A 17482-nucleotide genomic window follows, 5' to 3' on the forward strand; every position below is an offset into this window, starting at 1 on the left:
AGACACTCTGTGAGCGAACTCATTCGCGTACCTGACATCGGCAGCGGTGAAGGTGAAGTAATTGAACTGTTTGTGAAGGTCGGCGACCGTATCGAAGCCGATCAGAGCATCCTGACACTTGAGTCGGACAAGGCGAGCATGGAAGTGCCTGCGCCAAAGGCCGGCATCATCAAGAGCCTGAAAGTGAAGCTGGGCGATCGCCTGAAAGAAGGCGACGAACTGCTGGAGCTGGAAGTCGAAGGTGCCGCTGCTGCGGCCCCGACGGCTGCCGCTGCGCCGGCTGCCAAGGCTGAAGCTGCACCTGCTGCGGCGCCTGCCGCTGCCGCCGCTCCTGCTCCAGCTGCCGCACCTGCTGCCGCTTCGGTTCAGCAAGTGCACGTGCCGGACATCGGTTCGTCGGGCAAGGCCCAGATCATCGAGATTCAGGTCAAGGTCGGCGACACCGTCGCAGCTGATCAATCGTTGATCACCCTGGAATCCGATAAGGCGAGCATGGAAATCCCGTCGCCTGCCGCTGGCGTGGTCAAGGCCATCAGCGTCAAGCTCAACGACGAAGTCGGCACTGGCGACCTGATCCTGGACCTGGAAGTGGCGGGTGCTGCGGCACCGGCTGCGGCCGCTCCAGCTCAGGCGGCGGCACCGGCCGCCGCTGCTCCGGCACCTGCCGCTGCGGCCCCGGCTGCACCGGTTGCGGACAGCGTTCAGGACATTCACGTCCCGGACATCGGTTCGTCGGGCAAGGCCAAGATCATCGAAGTCCTGGTCAAGGCCGGCGACACCGTTGAAGCCGACCAGTCGCTGATCACCCTGGAATCCGACAAGGCGAGCATGGAAATTCCATCGCCAGCCGCTGGCGTGGTGGAAAGCGTTTCCGTCAAGCTGGACGACGAAGTCGGAACCGGCGATCTGATCCTCAAGCTGAAAGTCAAAGGCGCTGCTCCGGCCGCGGCTCCGGCACCAGCTGCCGCGCCTGCTGCTGCTCCTGCGGCGGCCAAGGCTGAAGCGGCTCCTGCTGCTGCCGCTGCGCCTGCCGCACCGGCGGCTGCACCGGCCAAGCCGGGCGCCAAGGTTCACGCAGGCCCGGCTGTACGCCAACTGGCCCGTGAGTTCGGTGTCGAGCTGAGCGCCGTCGGCGCCAGCGGTCCGCACGGTCGCATCCTGAAAGAAGACGTGCAGGTTTACGTCAAAGCCATGATGCAGAAGGCCAAGGAAGCACCGGCAGCCGCTGCTGGCGCAACCGGCGGCGCGGGCATCCCGCCGATTCCGGTCGTAGACTTCAGCCGCTTCGGTGAAACCGAAGAAGTGCCGATGACTCGCCTGATGCAAATCGGCGCGTCGAGCCTGCATCGCAGCTGGCTGAACATTCCGCACGTGACTCAGTTCGACTCGGCTGATATCACCGAGCTGGAAGCGTTCCGTATCGCCCAGAAAGCCGTTGCAGAGAAGGCTGGCGTCAAGCTGACCATCCTGCCGCTGCTGCTTAAATCCTGCGCGCACCTGCTCAAGGAACTGCCGGACTTCAACAGTTCGCTGGCACCAAGCGGCAAAGCGATCATCCGCAAGAAGTACGTCAACATCGGCTTCGCCGTCGACACTCCTGAAGGCCTGCTGGTACCGGTCATCAAGAACGTCGACCAGAAGAGCCTGTTGCAACTGGCTGCCGAAGCCGCCGCACTGGCTGCCAAGGCCCGCGACAAAAAGCTCACCGCCGACGACATGCAAGGCGCCTGCTTCACCATTTCCAGCCTCGGCCACATTGGCGGCACCGGCTTCACGCCGATCGTCAACGCGCCGGAAGTGGCGATCCTCGGTGTCTCCAAGGCAACCATCCAGCCAGTCTGGGACGGCAAAGCCTTCCAGCCGAAACTGATGCTGCCGCTGTCGCTGTCCTACGATCACCGTGTGATCAACGGCGCCGCTGCTGCACGCTTCACCCAGCGTCTGAGTAGCCTGCTGGCGGACATCCGCACCATCCTGCTGTAACAACGACCGGCCCTCCTTCATCGGAGGGCCTTTCGCGTTCCACGTTTTCCGAGCGCCACGCTCGTACCTCAACCCCGCCAATTTGGCGGGGCTTTTTTTGCCTGGAATAAAGCATTTTCCTACGGCCCCAGCTGACCCCGCCCACAACTCCGGTCCACTTTCGCGCGATATTTTTCTTCGTCCAATAACTAGGCTTAGTTCAACAGGAACTTCTAATAAATCCCAAGAACTTCCTTTACTTAGTTAGCGTTATTTCGAATGGATTCGAACATGTTCAAACCGACTGTTGGCCCAATCATTGGCCACACCACAACTAATCACGTGCGTATTTTTCTGCGCGGTGAACATCAAGATGACTCACTGGTCTTTGCCGGCATCCGCTACCGGCGTGAAGGAGAAGTGCGTTGGTCCCAAGGTGTTTTTTCCAAATTGTCCATCCTGCGCGACATGTCCGATGTGATCGCTCTCAATGATTTATCCAGCGACACCGAGTACGAATATCAAGCCGGATGGTTGAGCCCCATGAGCCCGGTGCACACCGTCGAAACGGTTCAGGAGTTACCACTGCAATGGCCTCGGGTGACGTATCGTTTCCGTACACAGTCCAGCAAAACCACAACACCGCGGGCGTATATCGTTGGCTCGTGTCGCTATCTGCGAATGACCGCAGGAGTACCATCGACGCCGCATCTGGGAGACAGGATCTTCGGTTCGATCACCCGGCTCGCGCAGCAGGCTGAACCGCCCATCAGCGCCATGCTGATGACCGGCGACCAAATCTACGTCGACGACTTGAACGTTATTGCGCCTGACCGGGAGTACAAGGAAATACTCAGCAAGTATCGAACGGCGTTTGCCCAGCCGCATATCGCAAAGTTAATGTCCGGCACGCCGACTTACATGATCCTCGACGACCATGAAATAGAAGACAACTGGCCCGCCAACAAAAGCAAGGCAGACGACTATTTATATAAAAATGCCATGGCCGCCTATGAGCTGTATCAAGCCAGCCACAGCCCGGCACATGAACTTCTGCCCAGCGGACAACCGAGCAAAAAACTGGAACAGTATTGGTATCAGTTCACCGAAGGTGACATTGAATGGTTTGTCACTGACAGCCGCACCCGACGCAATCTGTCGGCCGATGATCGACGGATACTCGATGAGGAGCAGGAGCAGGCACTGCGCAAATGGCTGGTCCACAGCCCGGCCAGGGTCAAATGCGTGGTCACCAGCGTGATGTTCTACCCCGACCGCAAATCGCACGGCGATGACGCCTGGAAAGCGTTTCCGGAACAACGACTACGACTGCTGGAGACCATTCGTACACAGCGCATCAAAAACGTCCTGTTCATTTCCGGCGATGTCCATGGCTCCCTCACCAGTCGCCTGAGCCACAGCGAAGATCCAGACTTCGAAGTGCACACCATCGTGTCTTCGCCGCTGTGCAACAGTAAATTGCTGCCGTATGCCAAGGCGTCGACCTTCATGCTTGATCAGCCACTGGCGCAAACCGCCGCCGGAGACTATCGGCATCAACTGACCAGCGACGTGATCAGCCAGGACAACTTTGCCCACCTGATCATTGAGCAGGCGCAGATACGGGTCAATTATCACGACCGCGATGGCAAGCCACTGCAATCGGTCACGATCCCTTTGCGTTAACCGCAAAAAAAATCGCAGCCTTGGGCGACGCCTGTGGCTGCGATTTCTTGCGCAAAAGCATTAGTTTCGGTCGCTGGCTGGAGAAATCCGCACCGCTGCCGACATATTCTTATAGCACTTGGCCTTCATGTCTCTTGTCAGTCAGTGTCGCAATGATGCAACCTTGCCGCAGGCAACAGTTAAGAGGGCGAGAGCCCGGCGCGATCAGCACATTCGAAGCGAGTTTCCCTCAATGAAAAGCCAACCCGATGCCGCCAGCCGTATGGTGGCCGAGGTAGTGACGCAATTGCCTGTGCCCTCGCGGCTCGGCATGCTGCGTTTCGAACGGCTGAATGAAGCTAGCTGGGCGCTCCTGTTTCTCGATCCCAATTGCGAAAGACAGTTTGGTGTGCCGGCCGTGGAGCTCTGCGCCCTGGTCGACTCACCCTACGCCAGCCTGATGGAGCCCGAAGCGCGCTATCAACTGCACGACGCGATTCAGCAGCAACTCAGCGACGGCCCCAATTACCTGATCCGCTACAAACTGCACACCGCCAAGGGCTCCCTGAGCCTGCTCGAACTCGGCGAAGCCTACCGACAACACAATCGACACCTGCTGCGCGGCTACCTGATGGTCGTGGACGGATTGTTCGAGGACGGACAACTGCTGCCGACGCTGGACCTGGAAACCCAGAACTCGCGCCTGCAAATCGCCCTCGAACTCAATCAGCGCGCCCAACTTGAACAACTGCAGCATCTGGATCGGGTGCGCGCCCAGCAAGACCTGATCCTGCTGCTGACTCGCCAGCGCTACAGCAGCAACAATTCCCTGCAAGAAGCCGCCGAGCTGATCACCCGCAGCGCCTGTGATATCTACGAAATCGACTGCGCCAGCCTGTGGAACCTCGAAGGTTCGCTGCTGGTGCCGATCTCAGCCTATCACCGCGCCTCCGGGGAGTATCAATTGCCCGAGCCGATCGATGTCAGCGGTTTCCCGGATTACCTCGAGGCCTTGCACAGCAGCCGCGCCATCGACGCGCACAACGCCATGCGCGATCCGCGTACCCGGGAAATGGCCGAAAGCCTGCGCCCGCGCAATGTGAACGCCATGCTCGACGCCAGTATCCGTGTGGATGGCCAGGTGGTTGGCGTGCTCTGTCTGGAGCAGACCGGCGTGACCCGTGCCTGGCAGTCGGACGAAATCGCCTTCGCCGGCGAGCTGGCGGACCAGTTCGCCCAGGTCATCAACAACCATAATCGCCGCACCGCCACCAGCGCCTTGCACCTGTTCCAGCGTGCCGTCGAGCAAAGCGCCAACGCCTTTTTGCTGGTCAATTGCGACGGCGTGGTGGAATACGTCAACCCGAGTTTCACGGCGATCACCCAGTACAGCACCGAAGAAGTCCACGGCCAGCGGCTGTCGGAACTGCCGGCGCTGGAAAACCTCAGCGAGCTGCTGTTCGACGCGCCCTCGGCGCTGGCCAAGAGCAACAGCTGGCAGGGCGAGTTCAAGAGCCGGCGTAAAAACCTCGAACCCTACTGGGGCCAGTTGTCGATTTCCAAGGTCTACGGCGACAACCGCGAGCTGACGCATTACATCGGCATCTACGAAGACATCACCCAGACCAAACTCGCCCAGCAGCGCATCGAGCGCCTGGCCTACACGGACAACCTGACCAACCTCGGTAACCGCCCGGCGTTCATCCGCAACCTCGATGAACGCTTCGCCCGAGACAGCGATACCCCGATCAGCCTGTTGCTGGTGGACATCGACAACTTCAAGCGGATCAACGACAGCCTTGGCCACCAGACCGGCGACAAGTTGTTGATCAGCCTGGCCCGACGTCTGCGCAACAGCCTGAGCCCGAGTGGCAGCTTGGCGCGTTTTGCCAGTAACGAGTTCGCCGTGTTGCTGGACAACACCGACCTTTCGATGGGCCAGCAAGTCGCCAACCAATTGCTCGCGACCCTCGACAAGCCGATGTTCGTCGATAACCAACTGATCAGCGTCACCGGCTCCGTCGGCCTGGCCTGCGCGCCGCTGCACGGTCGCGATCCACAGACCCTGATGCGTAACGCCGGCCTGGCGCTGCACAAGGCCAAGGCCAACGGCAAACATCAGGTCCAGGTGTTCACCGAAGCGCTGAACGCCGAAGCCAGCTACAAACTGTTCGTCGAGAACAACCTGCGCCGCGCCCTGACCCAGAATGAGCTGGACGTGTTCTACCAGCCCAAACTCTGCCTGCGCAGCGGCCGCTTGCTGGGCATGGAAGCGCTGCTGCGCTGGAACCATCCGGAAAAAGGCATGATCCGCCCGGACCAGTTCATCAGCGTCGCCGAAGAGACCGGGCTGATCATTCCGATCGGCAAGTGGATCGCCCGCCAGGCCTGTCGCATGAGCAAAGACCTGACCGCCGCGGGCCTGGGCAATCTGCAAGTGGCGATCAACCTGTCGCCCAAGCAATTTTCCGACCCGGACCTGGTGTCGTCGATTGCCAACATCCTCAAGGAGGAAGCGCTGCCGGCGAACCTTCTGGAGCTGGAACTGACCGAAGGCCTGCTGCTGGAAGCCACCGAAGACACCCACTTGCAGCTCGATCAGCTCAAGCGCCTGGGCCTGACCCTGGCCATGGATGACTTCGGCACCGGTTACTCATCGCTCAGCTACCTGAAAAAATTCCCGATCGACATCATCAAGATCGATCGAAGCTTCATCCATGAAATCCCGGACAACCAGGACGACATGGAAATCACCTCCGCCGTGATCGCCATGGCCCACAACCTGAAACTCAAGGTCGTGGCTGAAGGCATCGAGACCGCCGAACAACTGGCCTTCTTGCGCCGCCACCGCTGCGACGTCGGCCAGGGCTACCTATTCGACCGCCCTATCCCGGGCTCCGAGCTGATCGAAAAGCTCAAGCGCTACCCGCGCGGCCCGCTCGTCTGACAGCCCACATCCTCGTGTGACACCCCAATCCCCTGTAGGAGTGAGCCTGCTCGCGATGGCGGTGTGTCAGTGACGTGGATTCTGACTGACACACCGCCATCGCGAGCAGGCTCACTCCTACAGGGGTAGTGCGTAACTTGGCAGCATTGGGCACACTGGCAGCCTGTTTATTTACAACTCAACCTGACTGAGGGGACTGCTAATGGTCTTGCGCTCGGAAATCCTGGTGAACAAAAACGTGCTCCCTACCAAAGAACAAGCTCTGCCCGGCCGTGAAACCCCAATGACCGTGCCGGAAAAACACTTCGTCCACGACGCCCCACTGCTGGGCCCGTTCGCGATGGACGTGGATTTTGCGATCTTCGGCCTGGGTTGCTTCTGGGGCGCCGAGCGCAAGTTCTGGCAGCGCGAAGGCGTGGTCAGCACGGCGGTGGGTTACGCCGGCGGCTTTACCCCGAACCCGACATATGAAGAAGTCTGCTCGGGCCTGACTGGCCACAGCGAAGTGGTATTGGTGGTCTACGAGCCGGCAAAAGTCAGCTACGAAGCACTGCTGAAGATGTTCTGGGAATTGCACAACCCCACCCAGGGCATGCGCCAGGGCAACGACATCGGCACCCAGTACCGCTCGGTGATCTACGCCACCAACCCGGCGCAACTGGCCGCCGCCCAGCACAGCAAGGGCGTGTTCCAGGCCGAACTGACCAAGGCTGGAAAAGGCGAAATCACCACTGAAATCGACGAAGCGCCGACGGTCTACTTCGCCGAGGCCTATCACCAGCAATACCTGGCCAAAAACCCTGAAGGGTATTGCGGGATTGGCGGTACAGGCGTGACCTGCCCGATCTGACCTCGTACTGATCGTTCCCACGCTCTGCGTGGGAATGCCTCAATGGACGCTCTGCGTCCGCTTCGGCTGGGACGCGGAGCGTCCCGGGCTGCATTCCCACGCGGAGCGTGGGAACGATCGGTCGGGCATCAACTCTCGGCGATTAACCAATCCATCTGCCACCCACCCTGGGTCTGCCCAAGCTTCTTGGACAACCACGGCAGCAACTCACGCAATTCCTCTTCCAGGCCCCACGGCGGATTCGCAATCGCCAACCCGGAACCATTCAAACTGTTCGGCGTATCCAGCGGATGCACCAACAACTCCACACGCAACAACTTCGGCGCGCCCGTACCGGCCAGGTCCTGATAAAAACGCCGCAACAAGCGCTGGTCCTTCACCGGGTACCAGATCGCCGCCACCGTCTGCCGCATCCGGCCAATCGCCTCTTTCAGCGAAGCCGCGCAGCGCTGCATCTCATCGAGTTGTTCAAACGGCGGATCAATCAACATCACCGCCCGCTTCTCCTGCACCGGCAACATCGCGCGAGGCACATGCCAGCCTTCGCCCAGATGCACCTTCACCCGACGGTCGCCGGCCATGTTGTCCTTGAGCAACACACCGTCCTCGGGGTGCTTCTCGTTGAGCATCACCCGATCCTGCGGCCGCGTCAGGCGCCGCGCCAACTCAGGCGATCCCGGGTAATAGCGCAACTGGCCATCCGGGTTCATGTCGTGCAGCACTTTCATATAGTCGGCGGTCAACGCCGGCAAATCCGGCTGATCCCACAAACGCGCAATACCTTCCAGGTACTCACCGGTACGGCTCGCCTGATCACCCTGCAGGTCATACAGACCAATGCCGGCGTGAGTATCGAGATAGGCAAACGGCTGCTCCTTGCGCGACATCAAGGCGATGAGGCGGGTCAAAGTCAGGTGTTTGAACACATCGGCGTGATTGCCGGCATGGAAGGCGTGACGATAATTCATGATTGCTCCTGCGAAGGCCGGGAAGTTTACCTTGTACGGCGCCGAACGTCAGGGCCTCACAGCCGAGCGGCCACTCCACACGCTGATCGTTCCCACGCTCCCGCGTGGGAACGCCTCAAGGGACGCTCCGCGTTCCAGTCGCGCCGCCGGTGTCGAGTCGGGCATCGAATGTGACGCAGAGCGTCACGGGCTGCATTCCCACGCAGGAGCGTGGGAACGATCACTCTGCGGCGCTACTCCGAAGACCGAGCCCGCAACCGCCGCCCAATCACGTCCAACACATCACAGCCATCGCGCAATGGAATGGCGCAGAGCAACGCAAAATCACTAAGAATGAACGACTCACACTCGACGGAGCCGCGCATCGACATGTTCTCCAGCACTTGGGTAACGGCTCGGATTCGATAGTTGGCGGCGTCGTATAAAACATCGAGCGGCGCGTGGGTATCGACGAACAGCGTGGGCATGTCGGTGCAATTGCTGGTGAGGGCCATGAAGCGGCTTTTGGGGTGGGGGATTGGTTTTTCGTAGGGTGGGTCGGGGTGAAGATTTTTCATTTTCAAGTTCCAGAGGCAGTAAATAGGAACTGCCATCAACCCTCCTACAGGCTGGGGTGGCAGTTATGCGCGGGGTAGGAGTATCGAGGCCTTTGGAAAACTCGACCACGCCGAAGCGTGCCCGCGCACAACCGCCGCAACTGATCTTACGGACGCACGTTAACGGCCGCAAACCAAGCTTCGACGCCAATACATTCCAACGACTTTGAAGGGCTCCTACACCCCGCCACTGAATTTTCAGTGACCACCAGAGACTATCGATGGAATGCATTTCAAACCAGTTCATGGAAACCGATACGACTGACCAAAAAGGGGACGGATTTATTTGTTGTTCTATAACAACACCTTCGAAGCTGGCAGCAAAAACAAATCCGTCCCTTTGCTGTCCGACTTGATCTGTAGCAATTGCATGGCCAATTTATCGGCCTAAAACTAGTCAGTCCTCAAACAGTATAGTTCGCCCGGGGACTTTGACATTCTTTCAAATTTACCTAATGTCAAATATCCGTTGAAGTCCGTCTCTAGCACTTTTTTGTCAGCATATTTTTTATACTTGGTCGGTAACTCGCAAGCAAAGATGTAGAGCCTCCAAACATCAAATCCATCTGTCCTGCCGTCCGGGCCGTAGTCAAAGTCTACGCATAGATCAGGAAAATACACGGCGCAGCCTACGCCATGAAGTTCATAAGTAATGTCGCCGATAATTGTTCCGCATCGCTCGATCTTATTCGTCCGCCACAGCCTTAAAATACATCGGCTGCCAAATTTCTCTTCGAGTAGTGCGGTTGCTTTGTCCACCATAAAAAGGTAGTCGAATATAAGCTGATCAAGGCTCTCGTTACTGCAATTCATCGTCTTCGATGCTCCAGTCTGTCATGTCCAGTGTTGCTTGCAGACTTTAAAACCTCTTCAATGCTGTTCAGGTTTCCTTTATGTCCCGCTATGTCGGCCACAAGATTTATTATTACTTTAGTCGATGTCTGTCTAGCTGCCGACGCACGGTGATGCCCATCGAGGATATACAGTTTTCCGTCATTTTCTGCGACATCAATAGGGAAGTTAGAATGGAAACCACCTTCGCGCATGTCTTTTGCGATATTTTCTACACGCTTTGTAGAGCCTTTACCTGATAACGCATGCGTTCGATTTAAACTGCTCGGGTCAACGTCATATATTAGGGAAGGCAGATTCGGCTCCCGCTTATCAACCTTCACCTTCGCAACCGGATCCTCATCCCCAAACGAAGGCTTGCGACACCCATCTCCCCCAGGACAATCACTCAACCCCAACGGATCAACCCACCCCGTCGGGTTCCTTGTGTACTGATACCCGTTTAACCCACCTGCCAATCCACTCGGATCCGGCGTCAGATATCGCCCCACATCCGGGTTGTAATACCGATGCCGGTTGTAATGCAGGCCCGTCTCGGCATCGAAATATTGCCCCTGAAACCGCAACGGTTGTTCAAGTTGCTCGCCCCCGCCGAACGTTTGGCGAATGACTTTGCCGTAGGCGTTGTACTTCGCTGACCAGACTATCTCGCCACCAAAATCGGTCAGTTCCTGTGGCGTACCCAGGTGGTCGAGTTGGTAGTAGAACGGACAGGCTTTTCTCGGGCCTTTGCCGTCGAGCATGGCCAGTGGGCGGAAGGTGCCGGGTTCGTAGAGGTAGCTGCGGTAGTGTTCGCGGCTGCTTTCGGCGATGAGGTTGTCGCCTTGCCAGAAGAACTCGGTGGTTTTGCCGTCGACGGTTTTGGCGATGCGGCGGCCGAAGGCGTCGTAGCGGTAGCTGGCGGTGCGACCGTCCGGGGTGGTGACGCCGATGAGTCGGTGCTGGCAGTCGTAGCGGTATTCGGTGACGAGTTTTTGTCCGGTGCCGCGGCGTTCGCGGATCAGGTTGCCGAAGGCGTCGTAGTCGTAATGGCGGTCGCCTTGCATCAACAACCGATTGCCCCGGACCTTCGCGGCGCCGGGGCGGTCCTGCATCAGCAGGTTGCCGGCCGGGTCGTGGGCGAAGCTTTCCGGCGGCTGGTCGCGCAAGTGGCGGACGCGGGTCAGGCGGTTGAGCGGGTCGTATTGGTAGTTGCGTTGGCCGTGACGGGTGTCGGCGATGCTGTCGAGATTGCCGTTGGTGCTGTAGGCATAGTCGCGGCGATACAGCGCTTGGTGTTGCTGACTGACAGCGTGGGCCTTCAGACGTCCCTGATCGTCGTAGGCATAGTCGCTGAGCAACTGGCCTTGCTGGCGTTGCCGTTCGCGACCGAAGACGAACTGGTGGGTCGTGAGCCGCGCGCCGTTGAGGTCGATGGCGGTCAGTGCGCCGCCCTTGGCGTGGTGATAATCAAGTTTGCTGCCGTCCGGCAGGCGCAGGCGATTGAGCTGGCCGCAGGCATCGTAGGCGTAGCGCAACGTGCCCCAGCCCTGATGCTCGGTGATCAATCGGTCCTGTTGGTCGTACTCGAATTCCAGCGGGTGGTCGTGGCCGTCGTCGACGCTGACCAATCGCCCGAGGCTGTCATAGCGGTATTGAACCTTGATGCCGTCGGGCAGGGTTTTGACTAATAGCCGCCCTTCCGCATCCCGCTCGTACCCGGTGATCAGCTGCGAGCCGTCATCACCGAATTCGGTTTTCTCCAGCAGATGGCCGTTGAGGTCGTAAACGTATGCGGTGCGCTGGCCGTCGAATCCGGTTTCCTGTCGGATCAATCCGCCAGGGGTGTAGTCCAGCCGGTATTTTTCGCCGGATTCGTTCTCGATTTCCGTGAGCAACAACTGCGCGTTGTCGTAGCGATACTTCAGCTCGGTGCCGTCGGCATGGATGCGGCGGCTGACCAGGTGCAGGTCGTCGAGGTATTCGTAGCGGGTGACGCGACCGAGTTCGTCGCGTTCGGCGGTGATCTTGCCGTAGGCGTTGTAGCTGTAGGCACGACTCGCGCCGGTAGGAAGAATCGTCTGGATCAGTCGGCCGACGGCGTCCCATTGGTATTTCGTAACCGCGCCATGTTCGTCCTGACGGGTAATCTGCCGACCCTGTGCATCGTAGGAAAAGCGCCGCCGACCGCCGTCCGGCAGAGTTTCCTCCACCAACTGACCCAAACCATTCCAGACGAACACATGCCGGCTGGTATCCGGGTAGCGGATCGACAGCAACTGACCTTTTTCGTCGTAGTGATAGTGAGTGACCTGCCCGTCAGGATCGGTCGCTTCGGTGACGTCGCCCTGAGCGTTGCGCTGATATTTCCACACCGCATTACCGCGATAGCGCGCATGCAAGAAACCGTTGCGATACTCGTAGGACGTTGGCTCGTCTTCTGGCGGAATCAGCGCCACCAGCCGTCCGACTTCGTCGTAGCGGTATTCGGTCACCGCGCCGACCGGATCCTGCTCGGCAATCAACCGGCCTTGGTCGTCGTAGGCCTTGAGGTGTTCACCGCCGTCCAGATCGACCTTGCGCACCAGCCGTGCACGATCATCGTGGACATAAACCTCTTCGCTGCCATCGATGTTGTGGACGGTGACGCTGCCCTCGTCGTCCCAGACATAACGCGCGTCCATTTGCGCAAACGAAGCCCAGTGGCGGACACATCGGGCCGCCTTGCCGGAGCGTTCCCACTCCCAGAAGAAACTCGCCCCACCGGCCAGTTGCCGCTGGAGAATGACGTGGTGGTCGTCGTAGTCGTAGCGTTCACCTTCGCCGGCGGCGTTGGTGGCTTCGATGAGTTGATCGCGCTCGTCGTAGCGATAACTGACCAGCGTCTGCTCGGTCTTCCAGGGGTTATCGAGCGTCTGGGCCGGGACAAACACCTGGTAGTCGACGGCGATCAGATGGCTGCGCTCATAGCGCAACAGCAAGGCGCGGCCGGCGCCGTTGTCGAGACGTTGAATGCGGCCCTGTCTGTCGCGGGTGATGCGCAGACGGTTGTCGTATCCGTCGCTGATCGCTGTCAGAAAACCATTCTGAAAGTGATAGAAACGGGCTTCGTCACCGGCTTGGGCGAGGATCAGTTCCTCGGGTTCATCACCGAGATAAATCGCCGCGCGCGACAGGCTGTTATGAATCTCCGGACATTCGGCGGACGGTAGCGGAAAGGTGGTGCGACGGTTTTCGTGGTCGATCCAGATGACCGTGTCGCCGTCGATTTCCAGTCGATGGGACAACGAATGGCTCCAACCGAAACCGAGGCCACAGTCGATCTCGGCGGCGCTGGTGCGGTAGAGCCGGGTGAAATCGAACGGCAGCAAACCATCGAGCGCACCGTCGCTGAGGGTCAGCAGCTCTTCGCCAGTGACCATCGACACTGGGCATTTGTTGGTGGCGGTTTTGTCGGCGGAATCGGCGGGGTCGCCGTTGGGGTTTTTCGCTTGAACCGGGACGTTGTCGTGATGCTCGGTTTGCTTGAGTGTGGTGTTGCGCTTGGCATCCCAGCGCAGTTGCATGCGACCTTTTTTGAGACCCGCCGCTACACCGCGCGCGGCGACCGATTTGTACTGGTCGACGTACTTCATGAAGGTGTTGAGGATATTGAAAGTGGCCTCGACGAAACGTATCGCGAGATTGGCCAACACCATCCCGTACTTGATTCCACGAAGCTTCAAATAGGCCACGGCTACGGGCATGCCGACACCCGTAAAAACCAGCGCCGAAGCAATCAAAACATCGATCAGCACCGAGACAATGGCATTGCTGACCGCCCCTGCTGTGGTACCCACAACTTCACTTGGCGGTAACGCCGAAAACCAAAGACTCGCGGCACGAAACAGCAGGCAAAGCGCCGCCTCATCACTCGCCAGCAACAAGGCTTTTTCCATCGCAGCGGGGGATTGCTTCGCCAGCTCGATAAGTTGCTGCGCACTGCTGCCTAGTCGTTCAAGGTGAGCGCCAGGATTTTGAAGGATGTCAAAGACGAGATTTAGACCGTCCCAAACTCCCATGACCGCCGCCCAACTTCCCGCCAGCAGTCCGTTACCAGCGGCGGCAAAAGTCGAATGCGACCATTGTGGTTTGTAGCCTTCCCACTCTTTGCGCAGCCAACTTTCCAGTTCTTGGGTCAGGCCATCGTAAGAGGAGAACAGATCATCAATTTGATCCGGCGTAACTTCACTCTGAACATGAACCCGGTAGAACTTGCCCGGTGTCCCTACGAACTGCCCTTTACCGTACTCGTCGAGCTTGACCGGTGTGCTCTCTCCGCCATCGCTGGCAACCACATCAACCGAAATATTCCCCAACGGAATGTCATAAACCGATTCGAACTTGCTCTCGATCTCCAGGATTCCACTTGCAGGACACCGCGCCAAACCCGAGAAAAAATCGTCGTCGCGACTACTCACCGCTGTCGTCGTATCGCCAAGCTTTATCAGCCGCTCCATGTCCAACAGCGAAGGCATGTCCATCGCGCGGCTGGCCTTGTCCGCATTCCGGCTCAAGAAGCTGCCAAGTTGCTGCCGATACAAAACCAAGGTGTCTTTAAAACCGTCGAGCTCCTGCTCGATCCATACGATCTGATCCATCAGTCCAGCTCCGTTATCAGGTAATCCACCAAGGCTGATTTCGGTGCTTGAGGCAGGTCCGGCGTATCTAGAAAAGTCGCGACTTTGTGCCGCAATACGCTCGGCGAAAACGCCTCAAAAAGATCAGGTCGGTCCTCGCTCAACCACATCAACAAGTTGTTAATACGGGTTGTTGCGGACTCGTTGGCGAGGTGTTCGAGCAGCGATGCAGAAACTTCCCACCACGGAAAAACCCTGGAAGTTTTAAGCGCACTACCGCCGATATCGAGCGGCTGACCATTGATCAAACAACGGTCGATCACAGGCATTAACTGCGCGACCTTAACCTCGGCAGACTGAAGAATCGGCAGCAAATAACGCCCATCCCAGAACCGAAAAAACACCGCATTACCGTTGGGTAAAAGCACTTGAGTGAGGCTGCGCAGATGCTCGACCAGCACGTCTTGAGAGGCAGAAGAAACCGCCAGCCAACCCCAATCCCGAGAATCGGTGCTGGCAACCCACTCCAGAAACTCACCGCCCGCAGCGACGATTCCGACATAGGGCATGACAGGTTCCCACTCGGCGTAGTCGGTGTCGGCCCAGATCGGGCTCGGTGCCTCAGCAGAAATCGCGTGCTGCCACGCTTTGAATGGCTCCGCTGCGCTGGCATTACTGAAGATCGCGAAGAGTTGTTCCGACGGTTTTAGCGGATGTCGTTCCAGCCATTCATGAGGCGACAGGCAATCAGGCTGCACAGACACCGTCCTTGCAGCGCTCGCATTCCTCACAGAACGGCGCGTCACTTTTCAGGCTGAGGATCTGCGCGGCGCTCAGCAATGCAGCCGGGGCGGCGGCGAGTTTCAATGGCATGTCGGGCGAGGCAGGTGCCGCTGCCATGGCCGGCATCAATGCGCCGCCCACCTGAATCGGTACGCTGCTGAAAATCCCGCCGGGGCCAATGTTGATCCACTGCCCGCCGGCCTGAATCGTCGCGCTGGCGCCGCCGTCGATGACCACTTGCTGGCCAGCGCTGACATGGAATTGCTGAGTGGCATTCAGCGCCTGACTGGTCACACGAATGTGCCGGTCACCGACCACCACCAAGTGATCGTCGAGTTTCACTTCGGTCTGGCGCTGGCCATGAGTGATGCGCTGCTCGTCAGCCTTCAACTCATGGCGAGCCATGCCGGTGACGACAATGCTGCGGGCGTTATCGACCTGCACCTGTTGATCGTTCAACACGTGTTGAGTCCAGTTTCGCTGGGCGCGCAGGTAGATTTCCTCGGCGCCTTTGCGATCCTCGATGCGCAATTCGTTGTAACCGCCGCCACCGGGACTGCTCTGGCTGCGGAAAATGCTGCGGGTCTTGTCAGCAGGCAGGTCGAGCGGCACTGGCGTCGCCGCATTCGGCAGGCAACTCATCACCAGCGGTTTGTCAGCATCGGCGTCGATAAACCCGACCAGCACTTCCATGCCGACCCGCGGAATCAGCACACTGCCGTAACGGTCGTGGGCCCAGCCAGTGGCTACCCGCAGCCAGCAACTGGAATGCTCATTGAGTTGTCCGTCGCGGTCCCAGGCGAGCTGAACCTTGACCCGGCCGAACTCGTCGCAATGGATTTCGCTGTCGACCGGCCCGGTGACCACGGCAGGTTGATAGCCGAGCATGCGTGGTTTGTCCGACCCCAGTGGCGGGCGGAAGGAAACGTCCCACGGCGTCGCCAGAAACGTATTGCGATAACCCTGGAAATCATCCGGGTCGTCGCTGGTGGCTGACTCTTCCAGCACCTGCGGCTGTCGGCCACGGTGTTCGATTTCAGTGATCAGCCACAGGTCATTCCACGCCTGGTGTGGATGCTCAGCGAGATGCAGGAAATGTCCGCAAACCAGCGTCGAATCGTCGCCTTTACCTTCGGCCTGACGAAAGTCCGCGTTGTGGCGTTCGAGTGTGCGTTGGGTCAGTTGCTTGCCATGTTCGCGATCAATGAATTGACCCGGGAAGTGGTAATCCTCCAGCACCGGACGCTGTTCGCTGTCGAGACGGGTTTCGAGTTGCAGGCGTGGCTTTTGAAAGTCGTAATCGCGACGGGCGACTGCGGTGGTGCGGGTTTCCAAGCGAACGTTGAAGCGTTTAATGGCCGGTGCCTGCGCCGCCATGCCGCTGCCCGGCAAGTACAGCGTCGGCTCGGGCAGACGAGGGAACACCGTCTGGTCATCGCCGAACACCAGCAGGTGCCCGTCAGGACTGTGCTGGAAGTGGTAGTGAATACCGATCTCGGCACACAGGCGCTCAATGAACGCGAGATCGCTTTCGGCGTATTGCACACAGTATTCGCGAGGCGAGTAGTCGCTGCCGAGACGAAACTCGAACGCATCGCGCTGGATGCCGTGGTCCTTGAAAACCTGCGCGATGATCGTTGGCACACTTTTGTGCTGGAAGATTCGCTGGTTGATGCGCTGACCCAGGTAGGCCAGTCGTGGTACGAGGCTGACCTGATAGCCCGTCAGACGCTTCCCGGAATCGCTTTGCCCGACCCGAAAAATCTGACCGTGAATGCCGGAACCTTCTGCATCAAAACTTAGAAACGCCTGACGATGCAGCAGGCTTTCAAGCTCGATGTCCGGTCGTTCGCTGACCAGCTCGAGGTCAAAACGGTAGGGTTGGCTAATGGCTTCCGTGCCCGTGAACTCAAGTACCTTGAGCTCATTCTGGACGCCGTCGATGGTCAACGTGAAACGCGGTTGATTGGCAGGAGCGAACATCCGATGTGTCTCTGCAGAATGAAGGCGGGCGATTCTGCATGAGCAACAAAGGGTGTTGAGGGAGGGACAGGAAAATCAGATTTGCCCTACTTTTTTAGAGATTTTTCCTTCAGAAATGAGTGTGTTTTGCTACAGACATCTCCCTCAATACCACCACCCTCCCCTGTAGGAGTGAGCCTGCTCGCGATTGCGATTGTTCATTCAACATTGATGTCGACTGACCCGAAGCTATCGCGAGCAGGCTCGCTCCCACAGGGGATCTGTGCCATGTCCGCCGC

The 17482-nt window shown here is 58.7% G+C and carries 10 protein-coding genes; 4 read left to right on the forward strand and 6 right to left on the reverse strand.

From position 1 onward, the window contains the following. Window positions 1–9 precede the first annotated feature (9 nt). From aceF to msrA, 4 genes are all read left to right on the forward strand, one after another. Window positions 10–1983: a dihydrolipoyllysine-residue acetyltransferase gene (gene aceF, locus HNR03_RS21695; RefSeq protein ID WP_222589485.1), complete on the forward strand. Its 1974-nt coding sequence runs from the start codon at window positions 10–12 to the stop codon at window positions 1981–1983. A gap of 270 nt (window positions 1984–2253) precedes the next feature. Continuing rightward, the gene (locus HNR03_RS21700; protein ID WP_259155670.1) at window positions 2254–3648 is read left to right on the forward strand and encodes an alkaline phosphatase D family protein; all 1395 of its coding nucleotides are present in this window, start codon (window positions 2254–2256) and stop codon (window positions 3646–3648) included. Between the two features lie 232 nt (window positions 3649–3880). Further along, complete coding sequence (locus tag HNR03_RS21705; protein WP_259155672.1) at window positions 3881–6574, forward strand: EAL domain-containing protein; 2694 nt, start codon at window positions 3881–3883, stop codon at window positions 6572–6574. Between the two features lie 202 nt (window positions 6575–6776). Next, entirely contained in the window at window positions 6777–7424 is a 648-nt protein-coding gene (msrA, locus tag HNR03_RS21710; RefSeq protein ID WP_259155675.1) for a peptide-methionine (S)-S-oxide reductase MsrA, read from the forward strand. A gap of 128 nt (window positions 7425–7552) precedes the next feature. Here msrA and HNR03_RS21715 read toward each other — a convergent pair whose 3' ends face one another. The 6 genes from HNR03_RS21715 to HNR03_RS21745 all read right to left on the reverse strand — a co-directional run bounded on the left by HNR03_RS21715 (window position 7553) and on the right by HNR03_RS21745 (window position 17204). Then, window positions 7553–8392: a 23S rRNA (adenine(2030)-N(6))-methyltransferase RlmJ gene (locus HNR03_RS21715; RefSeq protein WP_259155676.1), complete on the reverse strand. Its 840-nt coding sequence runs from the start codon at window positions 8390–8392 to the stop codon at window positions 7553–7555. 233 nt (window positions 8393–8625) lie between these two features. Further along, a complete protein-coding gene (locus HNR03_RS21720) occupies window positions 8626–8949 on the reverse strand; it encodes a hypothetical protein (protein ID WP_259155677.1) in 324 nt (107 codons plus the stop codon). Window positions 8950–9381: 432 nt separating this feature from the next. Further along, window positions 9382–9801: a DUF6896 domain-containing protein gene (locus HNR03_RS31975; protein ID WP_405046070.1), complete on the reverse strand. Its 420-nt coding sequence runs from the start codon at window positions 9799–9801 to the stop codon at window positions 9382–9384. Then, the gene (locus tag HNR03_RS31980; protein WP_405046071.1) at window positions 9798–14459 is read right to left on the reverse strand and encodes an RHS repeat-associated core domain-containing protein; all 4662 of its coding nucleotides are present in this window, start codon (window positions 14457–14459) and stop codon (window positions 9798–9800) included. Before HNR03_RS31980 ends, HNR03_RS31975 begins: the two co-directional genes overlap by 4 nt. Then, complete coding sequence (locus tag HNR03_RS21740; RefSeq protein WP_259155678.1) at window positions 14459–15196, reverse strand: DUF4123 domain-containing protein; 738 nt, start codon at window positions 15194–15196, stop codon at window positions 14459–14461. The genes HNR03_RS31980 and HNR03_RS21740 overlap by 1 nt, the downstream gene beginning before the upstream one ends. After that, window positions 15186–17204, reverse strand: a complete 2019-nt coding sequence (locus HNR03_RS21745; protein ID WP_259155679.1) for a type VI secretion system tip protein VgrG — start codon at window positions 17202–17204, stop codon at window positions 15186–15188. The genes HNR03_RS21740 and HNR03_RS21745 overlap by 11 nt, the downstream gene beginning before the upstream one ends. Window positions 17205–17482 lie beyond the last annotated feature (278 nt).

The organism is Pseudomonas sp. JAI111 (assembly GCF_024809425.1).
Lineage (GTDB): Bacteria > Pseudomonadota > Gammaproteobacteria > Pseudomonadales > Pseudomonadaceae > Aquipseudomonas.